The sequence below is a fragment of the Acinetobacter sp. ANC 4779 genome (genome assembly GCF_004331055.1).
Lineage (GTDB): Bacteria > Pseudomonadota > Gammaproteobacteria > Pseudomonadales > Moraxellaceae > Acinetobacter.
In genome coordinates this window covers 95,803-118,200 of sequence record NZ_SJNU01000001.1, presented here as the reverse complement: position 1 = coordinate 118,200, position 22,398 = coordinate 95,803, and the positions used below count along the sequence as shown (strand labels likewise).

Sequence of the window (22,398 nt, the reverse complement as noted above, 5' to 3'; positions counted from 1 at the left end):
GTTTTTTGTTAGAAAAAGATGAATCAGAAAAGTTTATTTGTTGGGGTAGGTGTAACTATAGTTTGGTTTTTAGGAATCAGTATTTTTTGCATTTGGGGTAACTTTGGGTTTGAGAAAAATGATTTAAATTCTTTAGGTGATTTTCTGGCAGGTATATTCGCACCTGTGGCTTTCTTTTGGTTGATTTTAGGCTATGTTCAACAAGGTAAACAGTTAGATCAAAATACCAAAGCTTTGGAGCAACAAGAAAAAGCATTGCAACTTCAAATTGATGAGATGAAAAATAGTGTTGAGCAACAATCAAAATTAGCCCAGATATAGAGTGATCAATTAATAATGATGAAGCAAGAAAGTCGTCCTTTTCTAAAGTTAAGTCATGCTCGATTATTTTTAAACGCGAATAAATATGCGACTTTAGAAAAGCAGTTAGAGAATGATGAGAAATATATACTTAAGTTTTTAATAAAAAATGAAGGAAGAGGAAGGGCTAAATTTGTTAACATATTTACGAGTGAGGTATTACTGAGAGAAGAATTTTCTAGATTAGAGGAAAATGAAACAGTGACTGTTGAACTTGAACTAAATAAGGTTGAATTAGAAAAATTAGTTAATAATAAAAACAACTTTTTATGTTTAATAATTAAATTTAAAGATATTTATGATTCTGAATTTTCGGCATTTTATGGTTTTAATATCGACTCGATAAAGACAAATAAAAATATCATTCCAGTTAATATTCTTTCATACCAGAATCAATATAATTCTGATATAGCAAATTGAAAAGCTCACTTTCATAAGCTTTATCTTCTATTCTTAATTCCCATAATAAGGTGACTAACTATAGGGAGCTTGAAAGTAGCGCACGTCAGAAATTCTATCTTGTTCACTGGTGACACTTTCATTTACTTAACCACTTATCACCTTGCTGAGCTTCCACAACAACACTTTATCTTGAATTTTCCCAAAATGTCCCGTTGAAAATTACCACTCGAAAGCATTTAAAGTTTAGTACAACTTAAGTAAGAAACTTATACCTTAGAATGATAACTTTTTCGTCTTATCAGCGGAGAATTTGTATGGTATTCGGTTATCCATAATTTATTTGCATGATACCCAACATGTTTCAATTAATTGGGTTGTAAAACAGTAAATGGATCAGTTTGTATTTTAATCAACCTGGAAGGATTTAGAGTTAATAATTTATTGATAAATATATATATTATTGTATTTTGGATCTAAGTTGTTACTTATGGTATGGGGTCTATGAATGTAGTTGAATAGATGCAATGCAGCGCCCCATATTCGAAAAATGACGAAATATCAAGTAGAATATAAGCATTGGTGAATCACACCGATATATACGAATTTTCAGCCAGACAGCAAGATGAAAAAGATATTGTTGTTTAGCTGAGGTGCAATGAGCACCCATACTTTCGATTTTATTGTTATTTTAAGCAAATCGGTTCGTAGGGCTGGGCCAAAAGCTCGGACCTCAAAACTCAATTCAACGCAAGGGGCTATATATGGCTGGTGGAAAGTCAAAAATCATTTACACGCTGACTGACGAGGCGCCATTGTTGGCGACTTATTCGCTACTGCCGATCATTGAGACCTTTACTAAGCCGGCCGGTGTCGAGATTGTCAAAAGTGACATCTCTGTAGCCGTTCGCGTGCTCGCAGAATTTGCAGACTGCCTAAATGAAGAGCAGAAAGTTCCCGACACCCTCGCGGAACTCGGTCGTCTTACTCAAGATCCAGACACTAACATTATTAAATTACCGAATATCAGTGCATCTGTTGGCCAGCTAACAGCATGTATCAAAGAGCTTCAATCTAAAGGCTACGCGATCCCTGATTATCCGGAAAATCCAACGACTGAAGAAGAAAAGTCAATCAAGGTTCGTTATGGCAAATGCTTAGGCTCTGCTGTAAACCCAGTATTACGTGAAGGTAACTCTGACCGTCGTGCGCCTGCTGCTGTTAAAAACTACGTTAAGAAACACCCGCATTCAATGAGCGAGTGGAAACAGTGGTCACAAACTCACGTTTCGCACATGAATGAAGGTGACTTCTACCACGGCGAAAAGTCAATGACACTTGACCGTGCTCGTAACGTGAAAATGGAATTGATCACCAACAGTGGCGAAACTATTGTTCTTAAACCAAAAGTTGCATTGAAAGATGGCGAAATCATCGACTCAATGTTTATGAGCAAAAAAGCACTTTGCGACTTCTACGAGAAAGAACTTGAAGATTGTCGTGAAGCGGGCATTTTGTTCTCTTTACACGTTAAAGCAACCATGATGAAAGTGTCACACCCGATTGTCTTCGGTCACTGTGTGAAAATTTATTATAAAGACGCGTTTGAGAAACATGGCAAGTTGTTTGACGAGCTAGGCGTTAATATCAATAACGGTATGGCAGGTCTTTACGAGAAGCTTGAAACGTTACCAACCTCTGTACGTGAAGAAATTATTGCTGATTTACATGCGTGTCAAGAACACCGTCCAGCGCTTGCGATGGTTGATTCAGCAAAAGGCATCACCAACTTCCATTCACCTAACGACGTGATTGTAGATGCTTCTATGCCTGCAATGATCCGTGGTGGCGGTAAAATGTGGGGCGCTGACGGCAAACCTTACGACTGTAAAGCTGTAATGCCTGAATCGACTTTTGCACGTATCTACCAAGAAATGATCAATTTCTGTAAGTGGAATGGAAACTTCGATCCAAAAACGATGGGTACTGTACCTAACGTTGGTTTGATGGCGCAAAAAGCTGAAGAATACGGTTCACACGACAAAACTTTCGAAATTCCTGAAGCGGGTATTGCCAACATCACTGATCTTGAAACAGGTGAAGTGTTGATGTCGCAAAACGTTGAGGAAGGCGATATCTGGCGTATGTGTCAGGTGAAAGACGCTCCGATTCGTGACTGGGTAAAACTTGCGGTAACTCGTGCGCGTAACTCTGGCATGCCTGCGATCTTCTGGCTTGACCCGTACCGTCCACACGAAAATGAATTGATCAAGAAAGTTGAAAAATACTTGAAAGATCACGACACGACGGGTCTTGATATTCACATCATGTCACAAGTACGTGCAATGCGTTATACGCTTGAACGTGTAGCACGTGGTCTAGATACAATCTCTGTGACTGGTAATATCCTACGTGACTACCTGACTGACTTGTTCCCGATCATGGAGCTGGGTACTTCAGCTAAAATGCTTTCTATCGTGCCGTTAATGGCAGGTGGTGGCATGTACGAAACGGGTGCAGGTGGTTCTGCTCCTAAACACGTACAACAATTGGTTGAAGAGAACCACTTGCGTTGGGATTCACTGGGTGAGTTCATGGCGCTTGCTGTTTCTTTAGAAGAAATGGGCATCAAAGAAGACAATGCTTCTGCGAAGTTATTGGCTAAAACTTTAGACCAAGCGACTGGTAAATTGCTCGACAATGACAAGTCTCCTTCACGTCGCACTGGCGAGATTGATAACCGCGGCAGCCACTTCTACCTAGCAAAATACTGGGCTGAAGAACTTGCTGCGCAAGACGAAAATGCTGAGCTTAAAGCGAAGTTCGCTCCGCTTGCAAAAGCATTGGCTGAAAACGAAGACAAGATCATTGCTGAACTTGCTTCTGTTCAAGGCAAACCGGCAGACATCGGTGGTTATTACGCTGTTGATCAAGCCAAAGTGACTGCAGTCATGCGTCCAAGTACAACCTTTAATACAGTGCTTGCAGCTGTTTAAGCATAATTAGTGCAAAGCCAGTGACTCAACTGGTGATGCAAAAAAAGCCGGTGCATATGCACCGGCTTTTTTTCATCCGCAATTTCTACGGCACAAACATTCCTCAAACAAGGAACTTGTTTAAACTAAATTTTAACGACCGTTACTACGTCCACGACTACGCGGTGCTTTAGTATTCGGGCGTGTCGTACCATTGGTTTTACGACGTGGCTTATCCGCATCATCCATTTGCCAAATACGCGTGGTACCGCCACTGGCTCTTTTCTTGCCTTTGAATGGTGCTTCGCCTTTTTCTTCACGTGCTTTATCTTTAGCCACCGAGAAATGCTGTTTCTTGGTCGTGGTCTTTTTCGCAAAAGAACGGCCTTCATATGGCTTTTCTGCAGGAACATCTTTAAAGTCTGGGTAAAGCAAAGGTTCAATTTCGATTTGCTCACCTGGTTGTAGGCCAAGTTTTACAATGCTAATAGTACCAATTTGAGTACGAATCAAACGTAAAGTTGGAAAACCTACAGCTGAAGTCATGCGGCGAACCTGACGGTTACGGCCTTCACAAATTTGAATTTCTACCCATGAGGTAGGGACACTGGCACGGAAACGTACCGGTGGTGTACGTTCCCATAACCAATCTGGCTCATCAATTTTTTTTGCTTGAGCCGGCAGGGTGATGCCATCTTTAAGCTCAACGCCTTTACGAAGCTGCTCTAAAGCTTCTTCAGTGATGTCGCCATCGAGCTGTACTACATAAGTTTTAAATTTTTTGCTGGCAGGATTGGTAATAAACTGGTTCAAACCACCATGATCGGTTAAGAACATCAAGCCTTCTGAATCTAAATCAAGACGACCGGCAATACGCAAGTCAGGATCCTGAGTAAAATCAGCCATGGTTTGATGTTTCTCATCGGCACGGAACTGGGAGAGAACGTCATAAGGTTTATTAAGAATGACGATTTTCATAGAAAATAACTACTTTGATAATGATAAATACTGGAAATGTTGATTCTATTTTATGAAGAAATGGCAGTATTTCTTCGATAAATCTCAATAACATTTAAATTCAATTAGAATATTATGCGTTAAGACAAGTTGAAAGTATTGCATATTGGCAACTATTTTTTAGATTCGCCAGATAGAATAACAATAGGGAGCACTAGTATAATGGGTTATCAGAAGATTGTCGTGCCTGTGGATGGTACTAAAATTACCGTTAATGCCGATTTGTCACTAAATGTACCCAATCATCCGATTATCCCTTTTATTGAAGGTGACGGTATTGGGGTAGATATTACACCCGCAATGAAAGCTGTGGTCGATGCTGCGGTTCAGAAAGCTTACTGTGGCAAACGTTCGATCGAATGGATGGAAGTTTACTGCGGCGAAAAAGCAGATAAAATCTATGGCACCTACATGCCGGAAGAAACTTTTGAAGCGCTTCGCGAGTTCGTGGTTTCGATTAAAGGTCCTTTAACCACGCCTGTTGGCGGTGGTATTCGTTCTCTCAATGTGGCTTTACGTCAAGAATTAGACCTTTATGTATGTGTACGCCCGGTTCGCTGGTTCGAAGGTGTTCCTTCTCCAGTTCATCACCCCGAACTGACTGACATGGTAATCTTCCGTGAAAACTCTGAAGATATCTATGCGGGGATTGAATGGAAAGCGGATTCTCCAGAAGCCAAAAAAGTCATTAAATTTTTGAAAGAAGAAATGGGCGTGACTAAAATTCGTTTCGAAGAAAACTGTGGGATCGGCATTAAGCCAGTCTCTAAAGCAGGGACTCAACGTCTGGTTCGTAAAGCCATTCAATTTGCAATTGACAATGACAAGCCGAGTGTGACTCTGGTTCACAAGGGCAACATCATGAAGTATACCGAAGGTGCATTTAAAGAATGGGGTTACGAAGTCGCGCTTGAACGTTTTTCCGGCGAACTCATGGATGGTGGTCCATGGGTCAAAATCAAGAACCCGAAAAATGGCAAAGACATCATCATTAAAGATGTTATTGCAGATGCGTTCCTGCAACAAATCTTGATGCGTCCATCGGATTACTCAGTCATCGCCACGCTGAACCTAAACGGTGACTATATTTCTGATGCACTTGCAGCAGAAGTGGGCGGTATTGGTATCGCGCCTGGGGCAAACATTGGTGGTGCAATCCTAATGTATGAAGCGACTCACGGTACTGCACCTAAATATGCGGGCCAGGACAAAGTAAATCCGGGTTCAATCATTCTTTCTGCAGAAATGATGCTGCGTGACATGGGCTGGACTGCAGCAGCAGACTTGATCATCAAGGGTATTTCTGGTGCGATTGCTGCTAAAACGGTCACTTATGACTTTGAGCGTTTAATGCCTGACGCAACTTTGTTACGTTGCTCTGAATTTGGTCAAGCAGTGATTAACAATATGGAATAAGTTGAAGACTTCAACTTTGTATTAGAAAACCTGCGCGTATTGCGGGTTTTTTTTATATTTACAGAAATCATATTTCATTGAATAGAATTAAAAACTTAAGATGAAATTGACTAAATTACTTTAATTCTTGAGATGAATGTATCCATATCGAAAAATGTTTAAAAAAATTTCCTGTTTGGTTTTAATGCTTGCATTGATACTGCTTTCGGGCTGTCAGCCGCCACCTTCTGGTGAAGCTGTAGGTATGCGTTATCCAATTTTATATATGCAATTACAGCAAATGAACTTGCCTGAACAACTTGCAATGCCGGTTGAGAATGTTAAAGCTGGTCAGATTAATGATACTTGGGGGGCAGCACGTAGCGAAGGACGTAAGCATGAAGGCATCGATATTTTTGCCAAGCGAGGAACGTCTGTACTTAGTGCAACACAAGGAATAGTCACTCGAGTGGGAACCAATCATTTGGGCGGTAAAGTGGTCTGGATTACCGGGCCGGATTTAAGCCGGCATTATTATGCGCATTTGGATGATTATGCAGATCAAATACAAGAAGGAGATTGGGTAGAAGTCGGTCAAGTAATTGGTTATGTAGGAAATACCGGTAATGCTAAAAATACCCCGCCACATTTACATTATGGTATTTATCTCAATGGGCAAGGTGCGGTCAATCCTTATTCTTATCTGGTTCCAGATTCTTAAAAATATAAAAATAAATCAGATTCCTTTAATTTTGTGACATTGATCCGAGCGGGTATACCAAGCCAATTGTAAAGTTCCCAATAATAGAACCACAGTAGCCAATATAAACTGTTGATGATAAGTTACACCGAAATGTTGCAGGGCACTAAAACTTAATCCGCCAATCAGCTGAACAGAGGCAAAACACAGCGTGGCAATACTCCAGAGTCTTTTATATGCCAGCCCATAAAGCTGTAAAATCGTATAAGAGGTCAAAAACACCACGGCCGGATTGAGCATTCCTGTAAAGAAAGAGGAAGCAAAAGTCAGCAGCGGACTGGTATCTAATGTGGCAATAAAAATCGCCAGGATATATAGACTATACAGAATTTTCAGACTCGTAAAATTTCCAAATTTTCTTGCCAGTGAATAAGCAGCAAAAGCCCCCAAAGCGCTGCCTACGCCATACAGAATCCAGTTAAAGTTGATCCAGAACAGATTCAGCCCCAGTTCATGGCCGAGATAGTCAATCCAGAACAATGAATGTGGAATATAAGCAAATGCACTGCAAGCATAGACAATCATCAAGCTATAAAAGAGTGCATTGAATGGTGTCTTGGATTTATTCTGACCTGTTGGCTCAGACAAATGATGCTTAAATTGTTGCAGTAGCAGACTTAAGCAAATACAAATAATCAGCGCAAATCCACATAAAATAAGCCAGGCCGTCTGTATCGAAATTTGATCCAGATAAGGCAAGAAAAGCGTGGCCACTAAAACTCCAAGTCCAATTCCGCTAAAGCCAATAAAATTGATTTTAAAACGATCCTGAATGTCGCAGCATTGCGCAACCACACTCGGGGATAAGATCATTAATAAGCCACCGCTGATCCCCGAAAGCACCCGCCAGAAGATATACCAAGCTTGAGGGAAGTTTGTAAAAGCACAGCACATTAAACTGAACATTCCCGAAATTGCGGCAATCTGAATGTAAAGGGTCATGCTTTTGTTTTGAGGCAGTCGCATGGCTACGAAAGCGCCCATCAGATAGCCGAGTAAATTGGCACTTCCTAAAAGACTGGCAAAACCGCTTGACCAGTCAAATGCTTCACGTGTGCTGGGTAAAAGTGCGGTATAGGAAAAACGTAAAATACCAATTCCTAAACACATGCTGAGGCATAAAAAAAGACTAAGCCTGATATTGTTTGAGGACATCCGTGTGCTCGCAGCTATTTGGTATTAATTCACCCCAATAAATAACATGAGTACCAAACAATGAATAGGATCAGACCTTACAAACGCTACCAAAGTATCGATGTTTGAAGCATTAAGTAATATTTAAGACAGCTCTTATAGAATTGGGTAACAGATAGCCCTTTATTTTGAAAATTGAATTTTTTCAATAAAGGCATACAATGCCGCTACTTTATTCTACTTTTTTGAATTATGAATTTCTCATATCGCGCTGATATAGATGGCTTAAGAGCTATCGCCGTTTTATTGGTGATTTTTAACCATATCGGACTATCTTTCTTTGCTGGAGGATATATTGGTGTCGATATCTTTTTTGTGATTTCAGGATATTTGATAACCCTTATTTTAAGTCATGAGATTCAGTCCAAACGGTTTTCTATCGCACGGTTTTACAAGAAGCGTGTGGTACGTTTAGCACCTGCTTATTTTACGGTGCTCAGTGTGGTGAGCATCATTGCCTGGCAAGTGATGCTACCGGGTGATCTGACTCAATATTTTGATAGTGTCATGTACGCAACTTTGCTGATGGCGAATATCTATATGCGTAATGAAGTAGGAGATTACTTTAGCCAGAGTGCTGAAAGTATTCCTTTATTACATTTATGGTCGCTTGGGGTGGAAGAGCAGTTCTATATTTTCTGGCCTTTGTTACTATTGCTGTTTGTTGGAAAGGTATCGCGTAAATATAGCTGGGCTATAGTCACAGCGTTAATCTTGGCTTTATTGTTTTATGCCCAGCATAAATTGACTCAAAATGCAGAGAAGGCCTATTTCAGTATGCCGGTACGTGCCTTTGAGTTGCTCATTGGTGCATTGATTGGCTTTTTACCACAACTCAAGTTGCCAAAAAAAATAGCACAGAGTCTGGTTTGGGCCAGTTTAAGCGTCTTGTTTGCGGCAGCAGCGTATTTTAATGAAAAGACACCATTCCCGGGAGCAATGGCGCTTATCCCATGTTTAGCGACAGCCTTCATTATCTATCTGGGGCAATGTTCACCTTCAAGTAACGTTTTACTTAACAATCCTTTGAGTACCTGGATTGGAAGGATTTCTTATCCTTTGTATTTATGGCATTGGCCTATTATCGTATTGTTTGGCATTTATATGCGGCCATTAAATACAGAAAATCAGGTGGTGATTGTATTATTGTCTATTCTGTTGGCATTTTTGACCTATCAACTGATTGAAAAACCCAGCAAACGTTTTGTGATGATGGCCAATTACAAAGTGATCATCATTGGCTTTCTGGTGCCAGCCCTCAGTTTTATGGCTATTGCAAAGACCGTCAATATCAATAAAGGTTTTCCAGACCGCTTCCCTGAATCTATTTATATCAAGCAACAAGCACTCAATTCATTTGCGCATGTGATCCGAAATAAATGTATGGATATTGAAGATCCAAAAGCATTACCTCAGCAGGATGATTGTGTTTTGGGCAAAGCGAAAGCCAATATCGATTTTTTATTGATCGGTGATTCTCATGCCAATGCTTATACCGCGATGCTGGATGTATGGGCTAAAGATGCCAATTTACGCGGTTATGACGTTACTCAAAGTTCAACTTTCTATTTACCTGGCGTGCAGCGTTTTGACTTTAATTTCAATCGTTGGGAAGAGCTGAGCGAATTTAAATTAAGAAATGATGCTATTACTGCTCATCTTGCAAAAACACATTACCCTACGATTATTTTGGCGGGTTCATATGTCCCGTATTTTGGTCATCAGGTGAAACTTGAAGATGGAACTCATCATTCCAATGAGCAGATATTCAAAGCTGGCTTTATGAAAGCGCTGGAAATTGCCTATCAGTCCAGTGATCAAGTCATATTGCTCAATGATGTGCCGCGACTGGATCAAGATGGTGTACCGGCTGATTGTAATCTTCGCAATGAAATTTTAAATACTCAGGCTCAATGTACGGTTTCTAAAAAGAATTATGAAGCAAGTCTGTTGAAGTTCAAGCGAATGGTTGCAGAAGCAAAACTGAAATATCCTGACTTGAAAATTATTGATCCTGCGAAGGTGATGTGTAATCAGCAGACGTGTAAAATTATGATCAACAATGTGCCTTTATACCGAAATAAAGACACCAATCACATTAATAATCAGGGTTCTCGGCAACTAGGCATTGAATATTTAAAACAATATGGTAATCCGCTGAAAGATTAAAAACAGGCATAAAAAAACCGCGTTATTTAACGCGGTTTTTTTTATATTTGAAATTAACGCATTTTTGCCAGGAAGCGGCTTAAACGGGTAATCGCTTCACGAAGCTCATTTTCGGCCGGTAAGAACACCACACGGAAATGATCTGGAGTCGGCCAGTTGAAGCCAGTACCTTGAACCATTAATACTTTTTCCGCGCGTAAAAAGTCAAGCATGAATTTTTCATCATCCTGAATTGGATAAATTTCCGGATCCAATTTAGGGAAACAGTACATCGCACCTTCTGGTTTGACACAAGATACACCCGGAATTTCGTTTAACATTTCCCAGGCGATATTGCGTTGCTCGTATAAACGTCCACCCGGACGAGTCAGGTCATTAATCGACTGATAACCGCCAAGTGCTGTTTGAATGGCATATTGTGCCTGATGGTTAGCACATAGGCGCATTGAGGCCAACATGTCTAAACCTTCAATATAGTCCATCGCACGTGATTTATCACCGGTAATGGCCATCCAGCCAGAACGGAAACCTGCAATACGATAGGCTTTAGACAAGCCATTAAACGAGACACACAGTTGATCGCCAGCAAGCGCAGCCACAGCAACATGCTCAATGCCGTCATAAATAACTTTGTCGTAAATTTCATCTGCAAATAAAATCAGGTCATATTTTTTTGCAAGGGCAACAATTTGTTCCAGTACATGACGTGGGTAAACTGCACCTGTTGGATTATTCGGATTGATAATTACAATACCACGGGTATTTGGCGTGATTTTACTTTCCATATCCGCAATGTCAGGATACCAGTAGTTTTCTTCATCACATTTATAATGAATTGCAGTACCACCAGACAGGTTTACCGCAGCTGTCCATAGTGGATAATCCGGCATTGGAACCAGCATTTCATCACCATCGTCCAGCAAGCCTTGCATGGCCATCACGATCAGTTCAGACACACCATTGCCGATATACACATCATTCACGTGCATATTCATAATGCCTTTTTGCTGGTAATACTGACAAATTGCTTTACGTGCAGGGAAAATCCCTTTCGAGTCTGTATATCCTACGGCATTGGGTAAGTTTAAAGCGACATCATTAATAATTTCTTGTGGCGCTTCAAAGCCAAATGGGGCGGGATTACCGATATTAAGTTTAATAATTTTATGACCGGCTTCTTCCATTTCATTGGCCGCTCGTAACACAGGTCCGCGAATGTCGTAGCAAACATGCTCGAGCTTAGACGATTTCTTAATTTCGCGAGGCGTAGTGTTACCTAAAACGGACATATTTCCATCCAACTATATAAGGGTTTGAAAAAATAGATTACTGAAATATCACAATCTATATTGAAATTTAGCTAGATATTTTCTTGGCTCTAGCGTAAATATGAAGTACTGAAGCATGACACTGAACGTCAAAGATTTAAAGGAGTTAGTGATGGGAAAACTCAATAAAACAGACCGAGAATGGCAAAGAGAGTTATCACCAGACGAATTTCGCGTTACGCGACAAAAGGGGACCGAACCAGCATTTACAGGAAAATACTGGAATACCAAGCAAGCTGGAACGTATATTTGTCGCTGCTGCGGCACCGAACTGTTCTCCTCAGACACAAAATACGACAGTGGTTGTGGCTGGCCAAGTTTTTATAAGCCGATTGCCAGTGGTGCAATTGATGAAAATCAGGATACGACGCATGGTATGGTGAGAACCGAAATTGTTTGTCATCATTGTGACGCACATTTAGGGCATGTTTTTGAAGATGGTCCACAGCCAACCGGGTTGCGCTATTGCGTAAATTCAGCTTCATTAGAATTAAAAACACAAGAAAAAAATGACGAGGAAACATATCCATGACCAGCATTTATCAGTTTGAAGCTGAGTTGTTAGATGGAAAAAATAAATCATTTGCCGATTATGAAGGCAAGGTTTTATTGATTGTAAATACTGCCAGTAAATGCGGTTTTACCCCCCAGTTTGCAGGTCTTGAAAAGTTGTATGAAAAGTACAAGGATAAAGACTTCGAAGTTTTGGGATTCCCTTGTAACCAGTTTGGTGGGCAAGATCCGGGTTCTAATGATCAGATTGGTGCCTATTGTCAAAAAAATTATGGCGTCACCTTTCCTATGTTTTCCAAGGTTGATGTTAAGGGTCCAGAAGCTCATATTTTATTCCGTTATTTGACCAATAACAGCAAAGGAATTCTCGGTAATGGGATCAAATGGAATTTCACCAAGTTCTTGATTGGTAAAGATGGCAAAGTGTTAAATCGTTTTGCGCCAACGACAAAACCTGAAGATCTGGAAAGTGAAGTAGAAGCGGCACTTACCAAGTAATCTTTTCTGATCTGGAAAAATTAAGGGCAATCCACGGATTGCCCTTAATTTTTTGGTTTTGATTGGCGTATCAAGCACAGTATTTGTAAATGATCAATAAAATTATGCATTGTTGCAAAACTTAACCACGCCACAAAAAAGTATGTGCTACCCGTATTGGATTATAAAATTGATCCGAAACTGCTGAATAGCTAAATAATAGTTATCAGGGTCAACCGGTTAATTGCGGCCAAGTTTAATTTTAAGATAACAGCGTTTAAGGTTATTCAATCTCCGGTAAAAGTGAAAATAACCGTGATTGCAAGTAGCGGAATGATTGCCAAAGTTGAGATATTGAAAAGTACAGTCTTAAAATTATGAGATACTAAAGTTGTTGATGCTGTAATGCAGGCAAAACTTGAATCTATTGCCATGGTTGATCCAAATATTACTTATAGCTTGTATTCATAAGCTGGAAATAAATAATCCACTGTAGAAACAGTGGATTATTTTCAATTTGGTTATTGTTTAAATTAGAGAATGGCTTTTAGTCGCTGAATGGCTTCTTCACATTGGGCAATATCTGTAACCAAGGCTAAACGTACGTGATTTTCACCCGGATTGCCTTGTTCGGTATCACGAGACAAGTAGCGTCCAGGAAGCACTTTAATATGTGCTTTTTCCATTAGCATTTTGGCAAAAGCTTCATCATTGTCGACTTTTAACCAGTAATAAAAACCTGCATCCGGTTTTTTAAGCGGCAATAAGTGCCCGAGCTCTTTCTGAAACAGTTCAAACTTGGCACGATACAGCTTGCGGTTTTCTTCCACATGCGCTTCATCATCCCAAGCCGCAATTGATGCCAGTTGATGCTGAACCGGCATTGCTGCACCGTGATAGGTACGGTATTGCAAATACGGTTTAAGCAGGTTTGCATCACCCGCTACAAAACCTGAACGCATGCCCGGTAAGTTTGACCGTTTAGAAAGTGAATGGAATACCACGCAGTTCTTGTAGTCGTCACGTCCGATTTCAGCGCAAACTTCAAGCAAACCTATCGGAGCTTCCTCAAACCAGAGTTCTGAATAACATTCATCAGAGGCAATCACAAAGTTATATTTGTCTGAAAGTTCAATCAATTTTTTGAATTGGCCTTTGGACAATACAGCTCCGGTTGGATTGCCCGGTGTGCAGACAAAGAGCAATGCTGTTTTTTCCCAGACTTCCGCTGGCACCGCATCAAAATCGCCGAGGTAATTATTTTCTTCGGTGCAGTTAATGAAATACGGGTTTGCCCCGGCGAGTAAAGTCGCACCTTCATAAATTTGATAAAAAGGATTGGGCATTACTACATAAGGTACATCTTCACGGTTCACCAAAGCTTGAACAAAAGAGAAAATGGCTTCACGTGTTCCTGAAACAGGAAGAACATTGCTTTCCGCACTAATACTGTTGAGCTTAAAACGACGAGTCAGCCAGGTAGCAATGCTTTGACGTAGCTCTGGCAGGCCTTTACTGTTGGGGTAAGTCGATAAATGCTTAAAGTTGTCAATAATTGCCTGTTTTACAAACTCTGGCGCAGGATGCTTCGGTTCACCAATCGATAATGGAATGAGTGGTAAATCTGCAGCTTTTATATCCTGAAAAAGTTTATTTAACTTTTCAAAAGGATAGGGGTGCAATAATGACAAACTTGAGTTCATGAAATCGATACCGCTTAATTTAAGTTAATGTTGGCCAGAGACTTGATTCGAAGCTTCATCCAGTGCTGATTTTAGTTGGACAGCAAAAATTTTAGCTTCTGAATCGGACATCGGAATGCCATCTTTTTTAGTGACAAAGAAAATATCTTCTGCGCGTTCACCCAGCGTTGCAATTCTAGCAGAGTGAATATCCAAACCTTGCATCATAAATAAACCGCCTACTTTAGCCAGTAAACCTGGATGGTCAAGTGTTGCTATTTCGACCATGTTTTGCTGTAACGCAGCATTTAAGGTGATATCGACAGTATTTTCAATATCAAAATGGCGTAATTGACGTGGGATACGACGTTGCATTAAATCTGGATATTTGTCCGATTGACTGAGTGCTTTGACTAAAGCTTCAATCACGGTTTCTTCGCGTTCCGGGTCAGTCAGCAAGGTGCCAAAACGGTCAAGCACTACATAGGTATCCAGACTAAATGCAGTAGAGGCGGTAATAATTCGCGCATCTTGCACGTCCAGATTCATCCGGTCAAATACAGCAACGGTAGTGGCAAATAAATTGGGCTGATCTTGCGTGTAAATAAAGATCTGCACCGCATCTTGGGCAAATTGACGATGGGCACGCATTAACACCAAAGGTTCAGTGTTGTTGCCATGTTGCAAGATGGCACGGGTATGCCAGGCAATTTCATCAGCCGATTCTTTAATGAAATATTCATCGCCCAGTTCCTGCCAAACCGTTTCTACATCATAGAGAGAAAAATCATTGACCAGCAGTTCACTTGCTGCAAACTTGGTGTCTTCAATCAGCATTTGATAATCGACAGGACGCCCAAGACCGCTTCTAATCACATCACGGGCATGGGTGTAAAGCTGACGCATTAGCGATGAACGCCATGTATTCCAAAGTTTAGGATTAGTCGCGTTAATATCTGCCACGGTCAATGTGTATAGGTAATCCAGATGCTCCATATCACCAAGTTTTTCAGCAAACGCTTGAACCACGTCTGGATCGGAAATATCTTTCTTCTGCGCCGTCATGGACATCAGTAAATGACTTTGAATCAGCCATGCAACCAGATTACATTCACGCTCGGTAAAGCCATGTTTGCGACAGAACTTGATGGCATCTTCGGCCCCCAGTTCACTGTGATCACCGCCACGACCTTTGGCAATGTCATGGAATAAAGCGGCTAAATAGACAATATCGCGACGTGCCAGACGTTGGAACACTGAACTGACCACCGGGAAATCTTTGGCAAATGCCGGTTCTTTAAAGCGGTTTAAATTACGAAGCAATAACAGTGTGTGTGCATCTACAGTATAAATGTGGAACAGGTCATATTGCATCAGCCCCATAATCTGACCAAATGCAGGAATATAATTGCCTAAAACACTGTATCGCTTCATCGCAACCAAAGTGTCATAAAGACGATGCGGTGAACGGATAATGGCCATAAATAAGGCTTGATGTTGAGGATTGTCCCGATAGTTTTGATCAATGCGTTTTGCAGCAAGGATAAGCAGACGCAAGGTACGTGCGCGAATGCCTTCAATTTCAGGGCGATTGGCCAATAAATAGAAAATTTCTAGAATTGCGCTGGGGCGTTCCGAGAAAATTTTGTGATGCTGTACCGCAAGTTTGCCATCTACCAGTTTGAAGTTTTCATTAATTTCTTCAATTTTGCGTTCATAGTTGGGCAAACGTGGGGTAATTACCGATTCATTAAAATAAGCCAGTAGCATTTCATTGAGTGTTGAGACTTGCTGCGCGCTACGATAATAACGCTTCATGAATTGTTCGATTGGATAATTAGGTGGTTGATGTTCTTCACGGGTGTAGCCAAACAGGGCTGCAATATCACGTTGGTAATCAAACAACAGACGGTTTTCATCACGCTTGGTTAAGCGGTGTAAATGATGGCGGATTTCCCACAAAAAACTTTCTGATTCTTCTAAAACGCCCAGTTCAAAATCGGAAATAAAACCTAAATGTACCAGGTCATAAATGCGATTAACGCGGAAATGGCGTTTTGCAATCCAGCCAATTTGATTAATATCGCGAATACCCCCCGGGGCATTTTTAATATCCGGTTCTAGATTACTCTCGGTATTGTTGTGTTGGGCATGACGTCGTGCCTGCTCATCCATTTTGGCATCAAAAAAGGTTTTATCTGTCCAGGTTTGTGACACGATGCGACGTGGCCATTTGGCCAAATGCTGATTGCCAATAATCAAGCGTGACTCAATCAGGGCAGTGGCTACGGTTAAATCATTGGTGGCTTGTTCAACACAGTGGGAAATGGTGCGTACGCTGATACCAGGTTTGAAATTACCGACATCCCAAAGGGATGAGATAAAGGTTGAAATCAATTTTTCCTGATCGGGGCTGATTTCATCTTCGGATAAAATCATGATGTCGACATCGGAATACGGCAACATTTCCCGGCGACCATAACCACCAACGGCAAATAAACCCAGATCGGTCTGATCCAATTCGGCATGTTTCCAGAGAAATTCTAAGGCTTCATCAATCAGGTTTGATCGGGTTAGAATCACTTCACGAATTGACTGCCCATTTTCAAAACCTTCCTGTAGCTGCTTTTCCACATCGGTGCGCCATTGATTAAGCGCTTGAATGTCGTGGTTACTTTTAACGTAATTTAATAGCGGAGAGGTATTGATCATGAACAGGAATCCGTAAATAAGGTGATACGTTTAGTTTTGCTCAACAATGACTTGAGTCGCTGTATGCAATGCAAGTTCACGTGCTTGATCGGTTGTTTCGGCACGTGCCGTTGCCACACCCATGCGACGACGTTTGAAACCTTCGGGTTTACCAAAAAGGCGTAAATCGGTGTGTGGATTAGACAAAGCAAGATTTAAGCCAGAAAAAGACAGATTGCTATCATCAACGCCTGCATAAATAACTGCACTTGCTGCAACGCTATGGCGTGTTGTATTCACAGGCAGGCCTAAAATGGCACGCGCATGCAGTTCAAATTCACTCTGGAATTGCGATGCAAGTGTCACAAGGCCCGTGTCATGCGGGCGTGGTGATACTTCACTAAACCATACTTTATCGCCTTTGACAAACAGTTCGACTCCGAAAATACCGCAACCGCCCAAGGCTGTTGTGACTTTATGCGCAATCCGTTTTGATTCTTGCAATGCGGCAGGTGTCATGGCTTGAGGCTGCCAGCTTTCGACATAATCGCCAGCATCTTGACGGTGTCCGATCGGGTCGCAGTATTGAGTTTCGATTTCACCCGTTTCTGCATTTTTAGCCCGAACGGTAAGCAAGGTAATTTCAAAGTCGAAATCAATTTGTGATTCTACAATCACTTTACCTTGATTTACACGACCGCCAGTTTGGGCATATTCCCAAGCAGCATCGACTTCATCAAAATTTTTGACTCGTGATTGTCCTTTACCTGAAGAGGACATCACCGGTTTGACAAAGTTCGGATAGCCAATATCATCACAAGCCGCGCGGAAAGATTCTAAGGAGTCGGCAAAACGATAAGCTGAAGTCGGCAAGCCAAGTTCTTCAGCCGCCAAACGGCGGATACCTTCACGGTTCATGGTCAGGTTAACTGCTTTGGCTGAAGGAATAACAGCCGCAATATTTTGTTGTTCGATATCGACTAAAACTTCAGTCGCAATGGCTTCAATTTCAGGAATAATTAAATTAGGTTTAACCTGTTCGATAAGTTGTTTGAGTTGTTCAGCATCTGCCATATTTAAAGTATAAGCATAATGTGCAACTTGCATGGCTGGTGCATGATCATAACGGTCTGCTGCATGGACTTCCACACCAAGACGTTGTAGCGAAATCACCACTTCTTTACCCAACTCTCCTGAACCTAATAGCAAAACTTTAAAGGCAGAAGCTTGAAGGGGAGTACCAATAGTCACGCTCATGTAAATCATCTACGCTTGATTTTATGGGCTTTTAGCATAGCAGAACTGTGTGGTGTGTTAAGCCCGGATTGACATAAAATAATGATATTGTCTAACAATTTTCTTTATAAAGTTGTTTAAAAAATCTCCCTAAATTCTTCCTTAAAAAAGAAGGAACTTGATAGGACATTTAGATATCTAGGGCTTAGAAGGAAAAAGGCAGGTAGGTATAAATCAGGCCATAGGTCACGGCTGCGGTTAAAGTCGCAGGAACAATTTGCTTAAACTTAAAATACAGTCCGGCTAAGGTTAAAAAACCCACCAGCATGGCGAAGCTTTTATTTGGAGTTTCCATCAGTGCGGGGAGGGTGGCGACCACCAGCATGGAATTAATCGCAGCAATCCCGATACTGCCTAAAGCAATTTTGATCCAGACCGAGCCACGCTTTTGTGAGTTCTGCTGATGTTTTTGAATGACATAAAAAGGACCAAAACGCGATGCAAAATTGGCAATGCCAACAATAATGCCCACCAGAATAATCTCAAGATTCATGCGCTTCTCCAAATTCATCATCGTGTTGTTTTAAAACATAGTGTTTAAATAAACCGGCTAAAATACCGGATAAGATTCCAATAAAAATCGCAGCCGATAAATTAATGAAATAGCAGGCGATAGCGGAAACAATTAAGCAGACCGCGACAATAAAAGTGTGTTTCTTTTCAAAGGCGGCAAGCAGGAAACTTAAGAACAGTGCCGGAAGCAGGAAATCCAGCGCGGCTTGCAAAAATTGCGGTAAGTGACTGACCTGGTCTGCAAATAAGCCCCCCAAGAATGAACCTAAAGCCCATGATAACCAGCTGAACAGGCTTACACCCAACATCCATGACTCAGACCATTCCTGTCGATGTTGCGACAGCTTGATCATCCCTGAAGCAAACACTTCATCGGTTAAGCCCCAAGCCCAAAAGGCTGTCTTTTTTAGGTTTAATTTATCTTGAATCAGGTTTTGCAATGCAGGGCCATAGAGCAGGTGACGAATGTCTAAAGCAATCACGGTGAGCGCTGTCATCCAGATAGATGTACCACTACCCAGTAAAGCCACCACTAAAAATTGACTGGCACCGGCATACATGGAGCAAGATAAAAACAGCGCTTCCCAAGGGGTAAAGCCAAATTGTGTCGCAGAAACACCGAAAGCAAAAGACACAGGAAGATAAGTAAAAATAATGGCTTGACTATCTTTAGCGCCTTGCCAAAAGCCGGCAGGTTGTACTGGAAGGGTTTTGTGCTCAGACACGACACACCTAAGGAGAGTTAGACAAAGAGGGTAAAATGTTGATTGAGTATTCTATCCGAATTCACTAGCATAGTGCCGAAATGTTTGTATAGGCAGCTGATATGTTTGCGTTCCAATCACGAGCAATAGTGATGATTTCTGTGCTGTGCAGTATTTTTGCATTACAGGGTTGTGGTAACTCATCTGAAGAACCGAAACACAAAGTTGAAATTAAGGCTGCACCCAAGCTTAACAATGATGCGACCAGCTATGCCAATGAAGCCTGGAAATTCATCAATCAAGTTGATGGCCTGGTGTATGCAAAACAGCTGGATGTGCTTGAAGAACAGGTACGTAAACCTGCCCGCAAGTTAAGTACCGATTGGCGCATTAATGTCAAAATGACCGATTCAGTCACCGAAGGGAAATATGCACTATGTCGTAAAGCGTTGACCAGTCTGGAAATATGGGCGCGTGAAACGATGGATCAATCAAGTTCAGTTGTACAAAAGCAGATAGATTACGAACGAGATAAAGCACAGTGTAAGGATGCAATTGATAATCCTGCGCTGGGAAATACTGATCCGAAAAAGAAAGGCGTTTAAGAAAGATAAAGCGAGGCGAATGCCTCGCTTTTTTTACCCAAATTTTTAAAGTGTATTTTAGTTATAGTTAAAAAAATCAATAAGAGCTTAGAGCGATAACTTGATAAATATATAGAATTATCATAATGCGATAATAAGTGTATAATAAAACATGTTCACGTTGTTATTGCTTTGATAAAAATCTAAATAACATCCATATAGTAAATAAACAGGAAAGAAAAATATGTTGAATAAAGTGTTTTTATCAATAAGTTTAACGTTCGCAGTAAGTATTTTTAGCAGTATGGTATCTGCGTCTGAACAAGTTGATGCGATTCAATTTTCATCAAATAGCGAACAGGAAGTTGCGCCATGTACAAATGGTTTTGATGATGTAAATGTGTGCCAGTTACGTTCGTAATCGCTGAATATATAAATAATAAATCTAAAACTGATAGAAGCCTGATGAGACCTGCATAAGATAAATACTGTAACGGTATGACATCTGAATGATTTAGCTCTTATTTATATTTTGTTATTCAAAAGCTTGAAGATGCATGTGCGATTCGATGCAATTCAGCCAGATCTAAAATTTCGATTTTCCGAAAAGAAAGCCGCAAAATACTCTGCTTCTCTAAGGCTTGCAGTTCCTGGTTTACGGTTTGTCGGGAACAGGTCAGCATTTGTGCCAATTGTTCCTGCGACAAATGAATGGTGTGTGTTTCAATCACCAAATGATTGCCATAGCCATTCAATATAAACATTAAACGCTGTGCTAAACGTTGGGTGAGGCTTTGCGTCTGAATTGCAATCAGTTCTAAAAAAGCAAAACGTAACTTTTGACTGGTCAATTGTGCAATGTGATACCAAAAAACAGGACGTGCTGCGAGTAGCTTTTGAATGGCTGTACTTGGAATATGCAGGATCATACTTTTTTGAATCGCAATAGCATCATGCGAGCGAGGCTGAACATCTACCAGTGATATTTCACCAAACCACATAATCGGTTCCACTATCGCCGCTACGGATTCTTTGCCTTCAATATCGATATAGCCTAAGCGAACCGCGCCTTCTAAAACAGCATAGATGCCATTGAATAAATCCCCTGAATAGAAGATAGCTTGTTCTTTGACAAAATGTTGTTGTACAGCATGCTCCACAATAAATTTTTTGAACACTGAAGGTAATTGTGAAAACCAAGCATTCTGTTCTAAATGAGCAAGATAAATCGGCTCGAGCACTTTAATTCCTTTTTTAATGTGAGTTGTCATTTGGCCGACAACTTGGTCTTGGGTTTTTTTATATAGTCAAAGAATAAGTGTAGCAAGGAAGAATAATATGACCAAATTAGAACAGCTATTAAGCCAATATGCAGCCTATCATCTAGATCACAAAAATATTTTGACCCATTTTGTGGGTATTCCTTTCATTGTCTTTGCGATTCTGTGTTTAACCGCAAGAGCAGGGATGATGCTGGCAGGAATGGAAATCACCTTGGCATTAGTGCTGATTGCAGTCACCAGTATTTACTATTTTAGCCTCGACCGAATTTTTGCTTTAATCATGTTGATCGTTCTGATTGCTGCCTATCCCTTGGCTTTGAAAGTTGCCTACTTAGAACTCGCAGTTTGGTTAAGCTTAAGTATTGGCATCTTCGTAGTCGGTTGGGTATTTCAGTTTGTGGGACATTTTTATGAGAAGAAAAAGCCTGCTTTTACCGATGATATTATTGGTTTAGCGATTGGACCATTATTTGTGTTGGCAGAAATCGTGTTCATGCTCGGTTTTCGTAAGGAATTAGAGCAGGGTATGCTTGATCATGCGCGTATATTACGTGCAGAAATGGACGGAAAAACTGTGAATATCACTTAGCCTGCATAACAGTATATAAAAAAGCCGGTTTATTTGAACCGGTTTTTTTATATACTGTTATGAGGGGGATATTTAAGGTTGGGGTGCCTGTTTTTCCGGGGTTTTGTTATCGTTCATATTTTCATGCATATTGGTTTGAGGTGCTGTAGTGGCAGGGGCGGAAGTTGCAGACTTTTTATCCATTTTCATCATATTCTGATCTGATTTCATCATTTGAGGCTCTGCTTTTTTCATATGATTTGCTTTATTTTTTGGTATATGGGTAGTTGCTACACATTTACCGCCTTTGTGATTTGGACCTGTACCTCCCATCATTGTTGTGCCTTTAGGACAAGCAAATGCAGTCGCACTAAGCATAGTGAAGATAGCTGCCGTAAAAATTGTGCTGAGTTTTTTCATTTTCATTATTCTAAAATAAAGGCATTAGTGCCTATAGATAAATTAGGCAAATTTGATCAGGGATTGAGTT

The 22,398-nt window shown here is 40.8% G+C and carries 21 protein-coding genes; 11 read left to right on the top strand and 10 right to left on the bottom strand.

The genetic code is table 11. The annotated features are described in order from the left end of the window. Positions 1-18: 18 nt before the first annotated feature. The 3 genes from E0H80_RS00545 to E0H80_RS00535 all read left to right on the top strand — a co-directional run bounded on the left by E0H80_RS00545 (position 19) and on the right by E0H80_RS00535 (position 3,755). Positions 19-321, top strand: a complete 303-nt coding sequence (locus E0H80_RS00545) for a hypothetical protein (RefSeq protein WP_131362249.1) — start codon at positions 19-21, stop codon at positions 319-321. 15 nt (positions 322-336) lie between these two features. Beyond that, positions 337-780 carry a hypothetical protein gene (locus E0H80_RS00540; protein WP_131362247.1) on the top strand — a complete coding sequence of 148 codons (444 nt, stop codon included), beginning with the start codon at positions 337-339 and terminating at the stop codon, positions 778-780. A gap of 743 nt (positions 781-1,523) precedes the next feature. Further along, entirely contained in the window at positions 1,524-3,755 is a 2,232-nt protein-coding gene (locus tag E0H80_RS00535) for an NADP-dependent isocitrate dehydrogenase (RefSeq protein WP_131362245.1), read from the top strand. 132 nt (positions 3,756-3,887) lie between these two features. Here the strand turns inward: E0H80_RS00535 and E0H80_RS00530 are convergent, their stop codons facing one another. Next, complete coding sequence (locus E0H80_RS00530; RefSeq protein ID WP_131362242.1) at positions 3,888-4,712, bottom strand: rRNA large subunit pseudouridine synthase E; 825 nt, start codon at positions 4,710-4,712, stop codon at positions 3,888-3,890. A gap of 201 nt (positions 4,713-4,913) precedes the next feature. Here E0H80_RS00530 and icd point away from each other — a divergent pair, with 201 nt between their 5' ends. Continuing rightward, positions 4,914-6,167, top strand: coding sequence for an NADP-dependent isocitrate dehydrogenase (gene icd / locus E0H80_RS00525; RefSeq protein WP_131362239.1), 1,254 nt, complete (start codon positions 4,914-4,916; stop codon positions 6,165-6,167). A 154-nt stretch (positions 6,168-6,321) separates the two neighbouring features. Beyond that, the gene (locus tag E0H80_RS00520; RefSeq protein WP_131362238.1) at positions 6,322-6,867 is read left to right on the top strand and encodes a M23 family metallopeptidase; all 546 of its coding nucleotides are present in this window, start codon (positions 6,322-6,324) and stop codon (positions 6,865-6,867) included. Between the two features lie 15 nt (positions 6,868-6,882). Here the strand turns inward: E0H80_RS00520 and E0H80_RS00515 are convergent, their stop codons facing one another. Then, positions 6,883-8,061 carry a YbfB/YjiJ family MFS transporter gene (locus E0H80_RS00515; protein ID WP_131362236.1) on the bottom strand — a complete coding sequence of 393 codons (1,179 nt, stop codon included), beginning with the start codon at positions 8,059-8,061 and terminating at the stop codon, positions 6,883-6,885. 231 nt (positions 8,062-8,292) lie between these two features. Here E0H80_RS00515 and E0H80_RS00510 point away from each other — a divergent pair, with 231 nt between their 5' ends. Beyond that, a complete protein-coding gene (locus E0H80_RS00510) occupies positions 8,293-10,269 on the top strand; it encodes an acyltransferase family protein (RefSeq protein WP_131362232.1) in 1,977 nt (658 codons plus the stop codon). Positions 10,270-10,322: 53 nt separating this feature from the next. Here the strand turns inward: E0H80_RS00510 and E0H80_RS00505 are convergent, their stop codons facing one another. Next, complete coding sequence (locus tag E0H80_RS00505) at positions 10,323-11,558, bottom strand: pyridoxal phosphate-dependent aminotransferase (RefSeq protein ID WP_131362230.1); 1,236 nt, start codon at positions 11,556-11,558, stop codon at positions 10,323-10,325. Positions 11,559-11,709: 151 nt separating this feature from the next. Between E0H80_RS00505 and msrB the strand changes: the two genes are divergently transcribed. Next, positions 11,710-12,129, top strand: coding sequence for a peptide-methionine (R)-S-oxide reductase MsrB (msrB, locus tag E0H80_RS00500; protein WP_131362968.1), 420 nt, complete (start codon positions 11,710-11,712; stop codon positions 12,127-12,129). Then, entirely contained in the window at positions 12,126-12,608 is a 483-nt protein-coding gene (locus E0H80_RS00495; protein ID WP_131362228.1) for a glutathione peroxidase, read from the top strand. Before msrB ends, E0H80_RS00495 begins: the two co-directional genes overlap by 4 nt. A gap of 512 nt (positions 12,609-13,120) precedes the next feature. On the opposite strand, the gene dapC is transcribed toward E0H80_RS00495, so the two are convergent. From dapC to E0H80_RS00470, 5 genes are all read right to left on the bottom strand, one after another. Next, complete coding sequence (gene dapC / locus E0H80_RS00490) at positions 13,121-14,290, bottom strand: succinyldiaminopimelate transaminase (RefSeq protein WP_131362226.1); 1,170 nt, start codon at positions 14,288-14,290, stop codon at positions 13,121-13,123. Positions 14,291-14,314: 24 nt separating this feature from the next. Continuing rightward, entirely contained in the window at positions 14,315-16,981 is a 2,667-nt protein-coding gene (gene glnD, locus E0H80_RS00485) for a [protein-PII] uridylyltransferase (RefSeq protein WP_131362224.1), read from the bottom strand. A gap of 30 nt (positions 16,982-17,011) precedes the next feature. Then, positions 17,012-18,226, bottom strand: coding sequence for a formate-dependent phosphoribosylglycinamide formyltransferase (gene purT, locus E0H80_RS00480; RefSeq protein WP_171457790.1), 1,215 nt, complete (start codon positions 18,224-18,226; stop codon positions 17,012-17,014). Positions 18,227-18,401: 175 nt separating this feature from the next. Further along, complete coding sequence (ygaH, locus tag E0H80_RS00475) at positions 18,402-18,749, bottom strand: L-valine transporter subunit YgaH (RefSeq protein ID WP_131362220.1); 348 nt, start codon at positions 18,747-18,749, stop codon at positions 18,402-18,404. Beyond that, the gene (locus tag E0H80_RS00470; protein WP_131362218.1) at positions 18,739-19,494 is read right to left on the bottom strand and encodes an AzlC family ABC transporter permease; all 756 of its coding nucleotides are present in this window, start codon (positions 19,492-19,494) and stop codon (positions 18,739-18,741) included. The genes ygaH and E0H80_RS00470 overlap by 11 nt, the downstream gene beginning before the upstream one ends. Before the next feature lie 101 nt (positions 19,495-19,595). Between E0H80_RS00470 and E0H80_RS00465 the strand changes: the two genes are divergently transcribed. Both E0H80_RS00465 and E0H80_RS16695 read left to right on the top strand, forming a co-directional pair. Continuing rightward, positions 19,596-20,078, top strand: coding sequence for a hypothetical protein (locus E0H80_RS00465; protein ID WP_131362216.1), 483 nt, complete (start codon positions 19,596-19,598; stop codon positions 20,076-20,078). A gap of 235 nt (positions 20,079-20,313) precedes the next feature. Next, on the top strand, positions 20,314-20,478 hold the full coding sequence (locus tag E0H80_RS16695) for a hypothetical protein (protein ID WP_213073394.1): 165 nt from the start codon (positions 20,314-20,316) through the stop codon (positions 20,476-20,478). Between the two features lie 118 nt (positions 20,479-20,596). Here the strand turns inward: E0H80_RS16695 and E0H80_RS00460 are convergent, their stop codons facing one another. Beyond that, positions 20,597-21,298, bottom strand: coding sequence for a Crp/Fnr family transcriptional regulator (locus E0H80_RS00460; RefSeq protein WP_416224566.1), 702 nt, complete (start codon positions 21,296-21,298; stop codon positions 20,597-20,599). A gap of 97 nt (positions 21,299-21,395) precedes the next feature. Between E0H80_RS00460 and E0H80_RS00455 the strand changes: the two genes are divergently transcribed. Continuing rightward, positions 21,396-21,929, top strand: a complete 534-nt coding sequence (locus E0H80_RS00455; protein ID WP_131362212.1) for a DUF962 domain-containing protein — start codon at positions 21,396-21,398, stop codon at positions 21,927-21,929. A 72-nt stretch (positions 21,930-22,001) separates the two neighbouring features. Here the strand turns inward: E0H80_RS00455 and E0H80_RS00450 are convergent, their stop codons facing one another. Then, positions 22,002-22,328 carry a hypothetical protein gene (locus E0H80_RS00450; RefSeq protein ID WP_131362210.1) on the bottom strand — a complete coding sequence of 109 codons (327 nt, stop codon included), beginning with the start codon at positions 22,326-22,328 and terminating at the stop codon, positions 22,002-22,004. Positions 22,329-22,398 lie beyond the last annotated feature (70 nt).

Bases quoted from the DNA above. Each gene is read 5' to 3' on its own strand.
- icd (WP_131362239.1), top strand. From the start codon at position 4,914: ATGGGTTATCAGAAGATTGTCGTGCCTGTGGATGGTACTAAAATTACC.
- glnD (WP_131362224.1), bottom strand. From the start codon at position 16,981: ATGATCAATACCTCTCCGCTATTAAATTACGTTAAAAGTAACCACGAC.
- ygaH (WP_131362220.1), bottom strand. From the start codon at position 18,749: ATGAATCTTGAGATTATTCTGGTGGGCATTATTGTTGGCATTGCCAAT.
- purT (WP_171457790.1), bottom strand. From the start codon at position 18,226: ATGATTTACATGAGCGTGACTATTGGTACTCCCCTTCAAGCTTCTGCC.
- E0H80_RS00505 (WP_131362230.1), bottom strand. From the start codon at position 11,558: ATGTCCGTTTTAGGTAACACTACGCCTCGCGAAATTAAGAAATCGTCT.
- dapC (WP_131362226.1), bottom strand. From the start codon at position 14,290: ATGAACTCAAGTTTGTCATTATTGCACCCCTATCCTTTTGAAAAGTTA.
- E0H80_RS00520 (WP_131362238.1), top strand. From the start codon at position 6,322: ATGTTTAAAAAAATTTCCTGTTTGGTTTTAATGCTTGCATTGATACTG.
- E0H80_RS00515 (WP_131362236.1), bottom strand. From the start codon at position 8,061: ATGTCCTCAAACAATATCAGGCTTAGTCTTTTTTTATGCCTCAGCATG.
- E0H80_RS00540 (WP_131362247.1), top strand. From the start codon at position 337: ATGATGAAGCAAGAAAGTCGTCCTTTTCTAAAGTTAAGTCATGCTCGA.
- msrB (WP_131362968.1), top strand. From the start codon at position 11,710: ATGGGAAAACTCAATAAAACAGACCGAGAATGGCAAAGAGAGTTATCA.
- E0H80_RS00510 (WP_131362232.1), top strand. From the start codon at position 8,293: ATGAATTTCTCATATCGCGCTGATATAGATGGCTTAAGAGCTATCGCC.
- E0H80_RS00455 (WP_131362212.1), top strand. From the start codon at position 21,396: ATGACCAAATTAGAACAGCTATTAAGCCAATATGCAGCCTATCATCTA.
- E0H80_RS00535 (WP_131362245.1), top strand. From the start codon at position 1,524: ATGGCTGGTGGAAAGTCAAAAATCATTTACACGCTGACTGACGAGGCG.
- E0H80_RS00530 (WP_131362242.1), bottom strand. From the start codon at position 4,712: ATGAAAATCGTCATTCTTAATAAACCTTATGACGTTCTCTCCCAGTTC.
- E0H80_RS00465 (WP_131362216.1), top strand. From the start codon at position 19,596: ATGTTTGCGTTCCAATCACGAGCAATAGTGATGATTTCTGTGCTGTGC.
- E0H80_RS00495 (WP_131362228.1), top strand. From the start codon at position 12,126: ATGACCAGCATTTATCAGTTTGAAGCTGAGTTGTTAGATGGAAAAAAT.
- E0H80_RS00450 (WP_131362210.1), bottom strand. From the start codon at position 22,328: ATGAAAAAACTCAGCACAATTTTTACGGCAGCTATCTTCACTATGCTT.
- E0H80_RS00545 (WP_131362249.1), top strand. From the start codon at position 19: ATGAATCAGAAAAGTTTATTTGTTGGGGTAGGTGTAACTATAGTTTGG.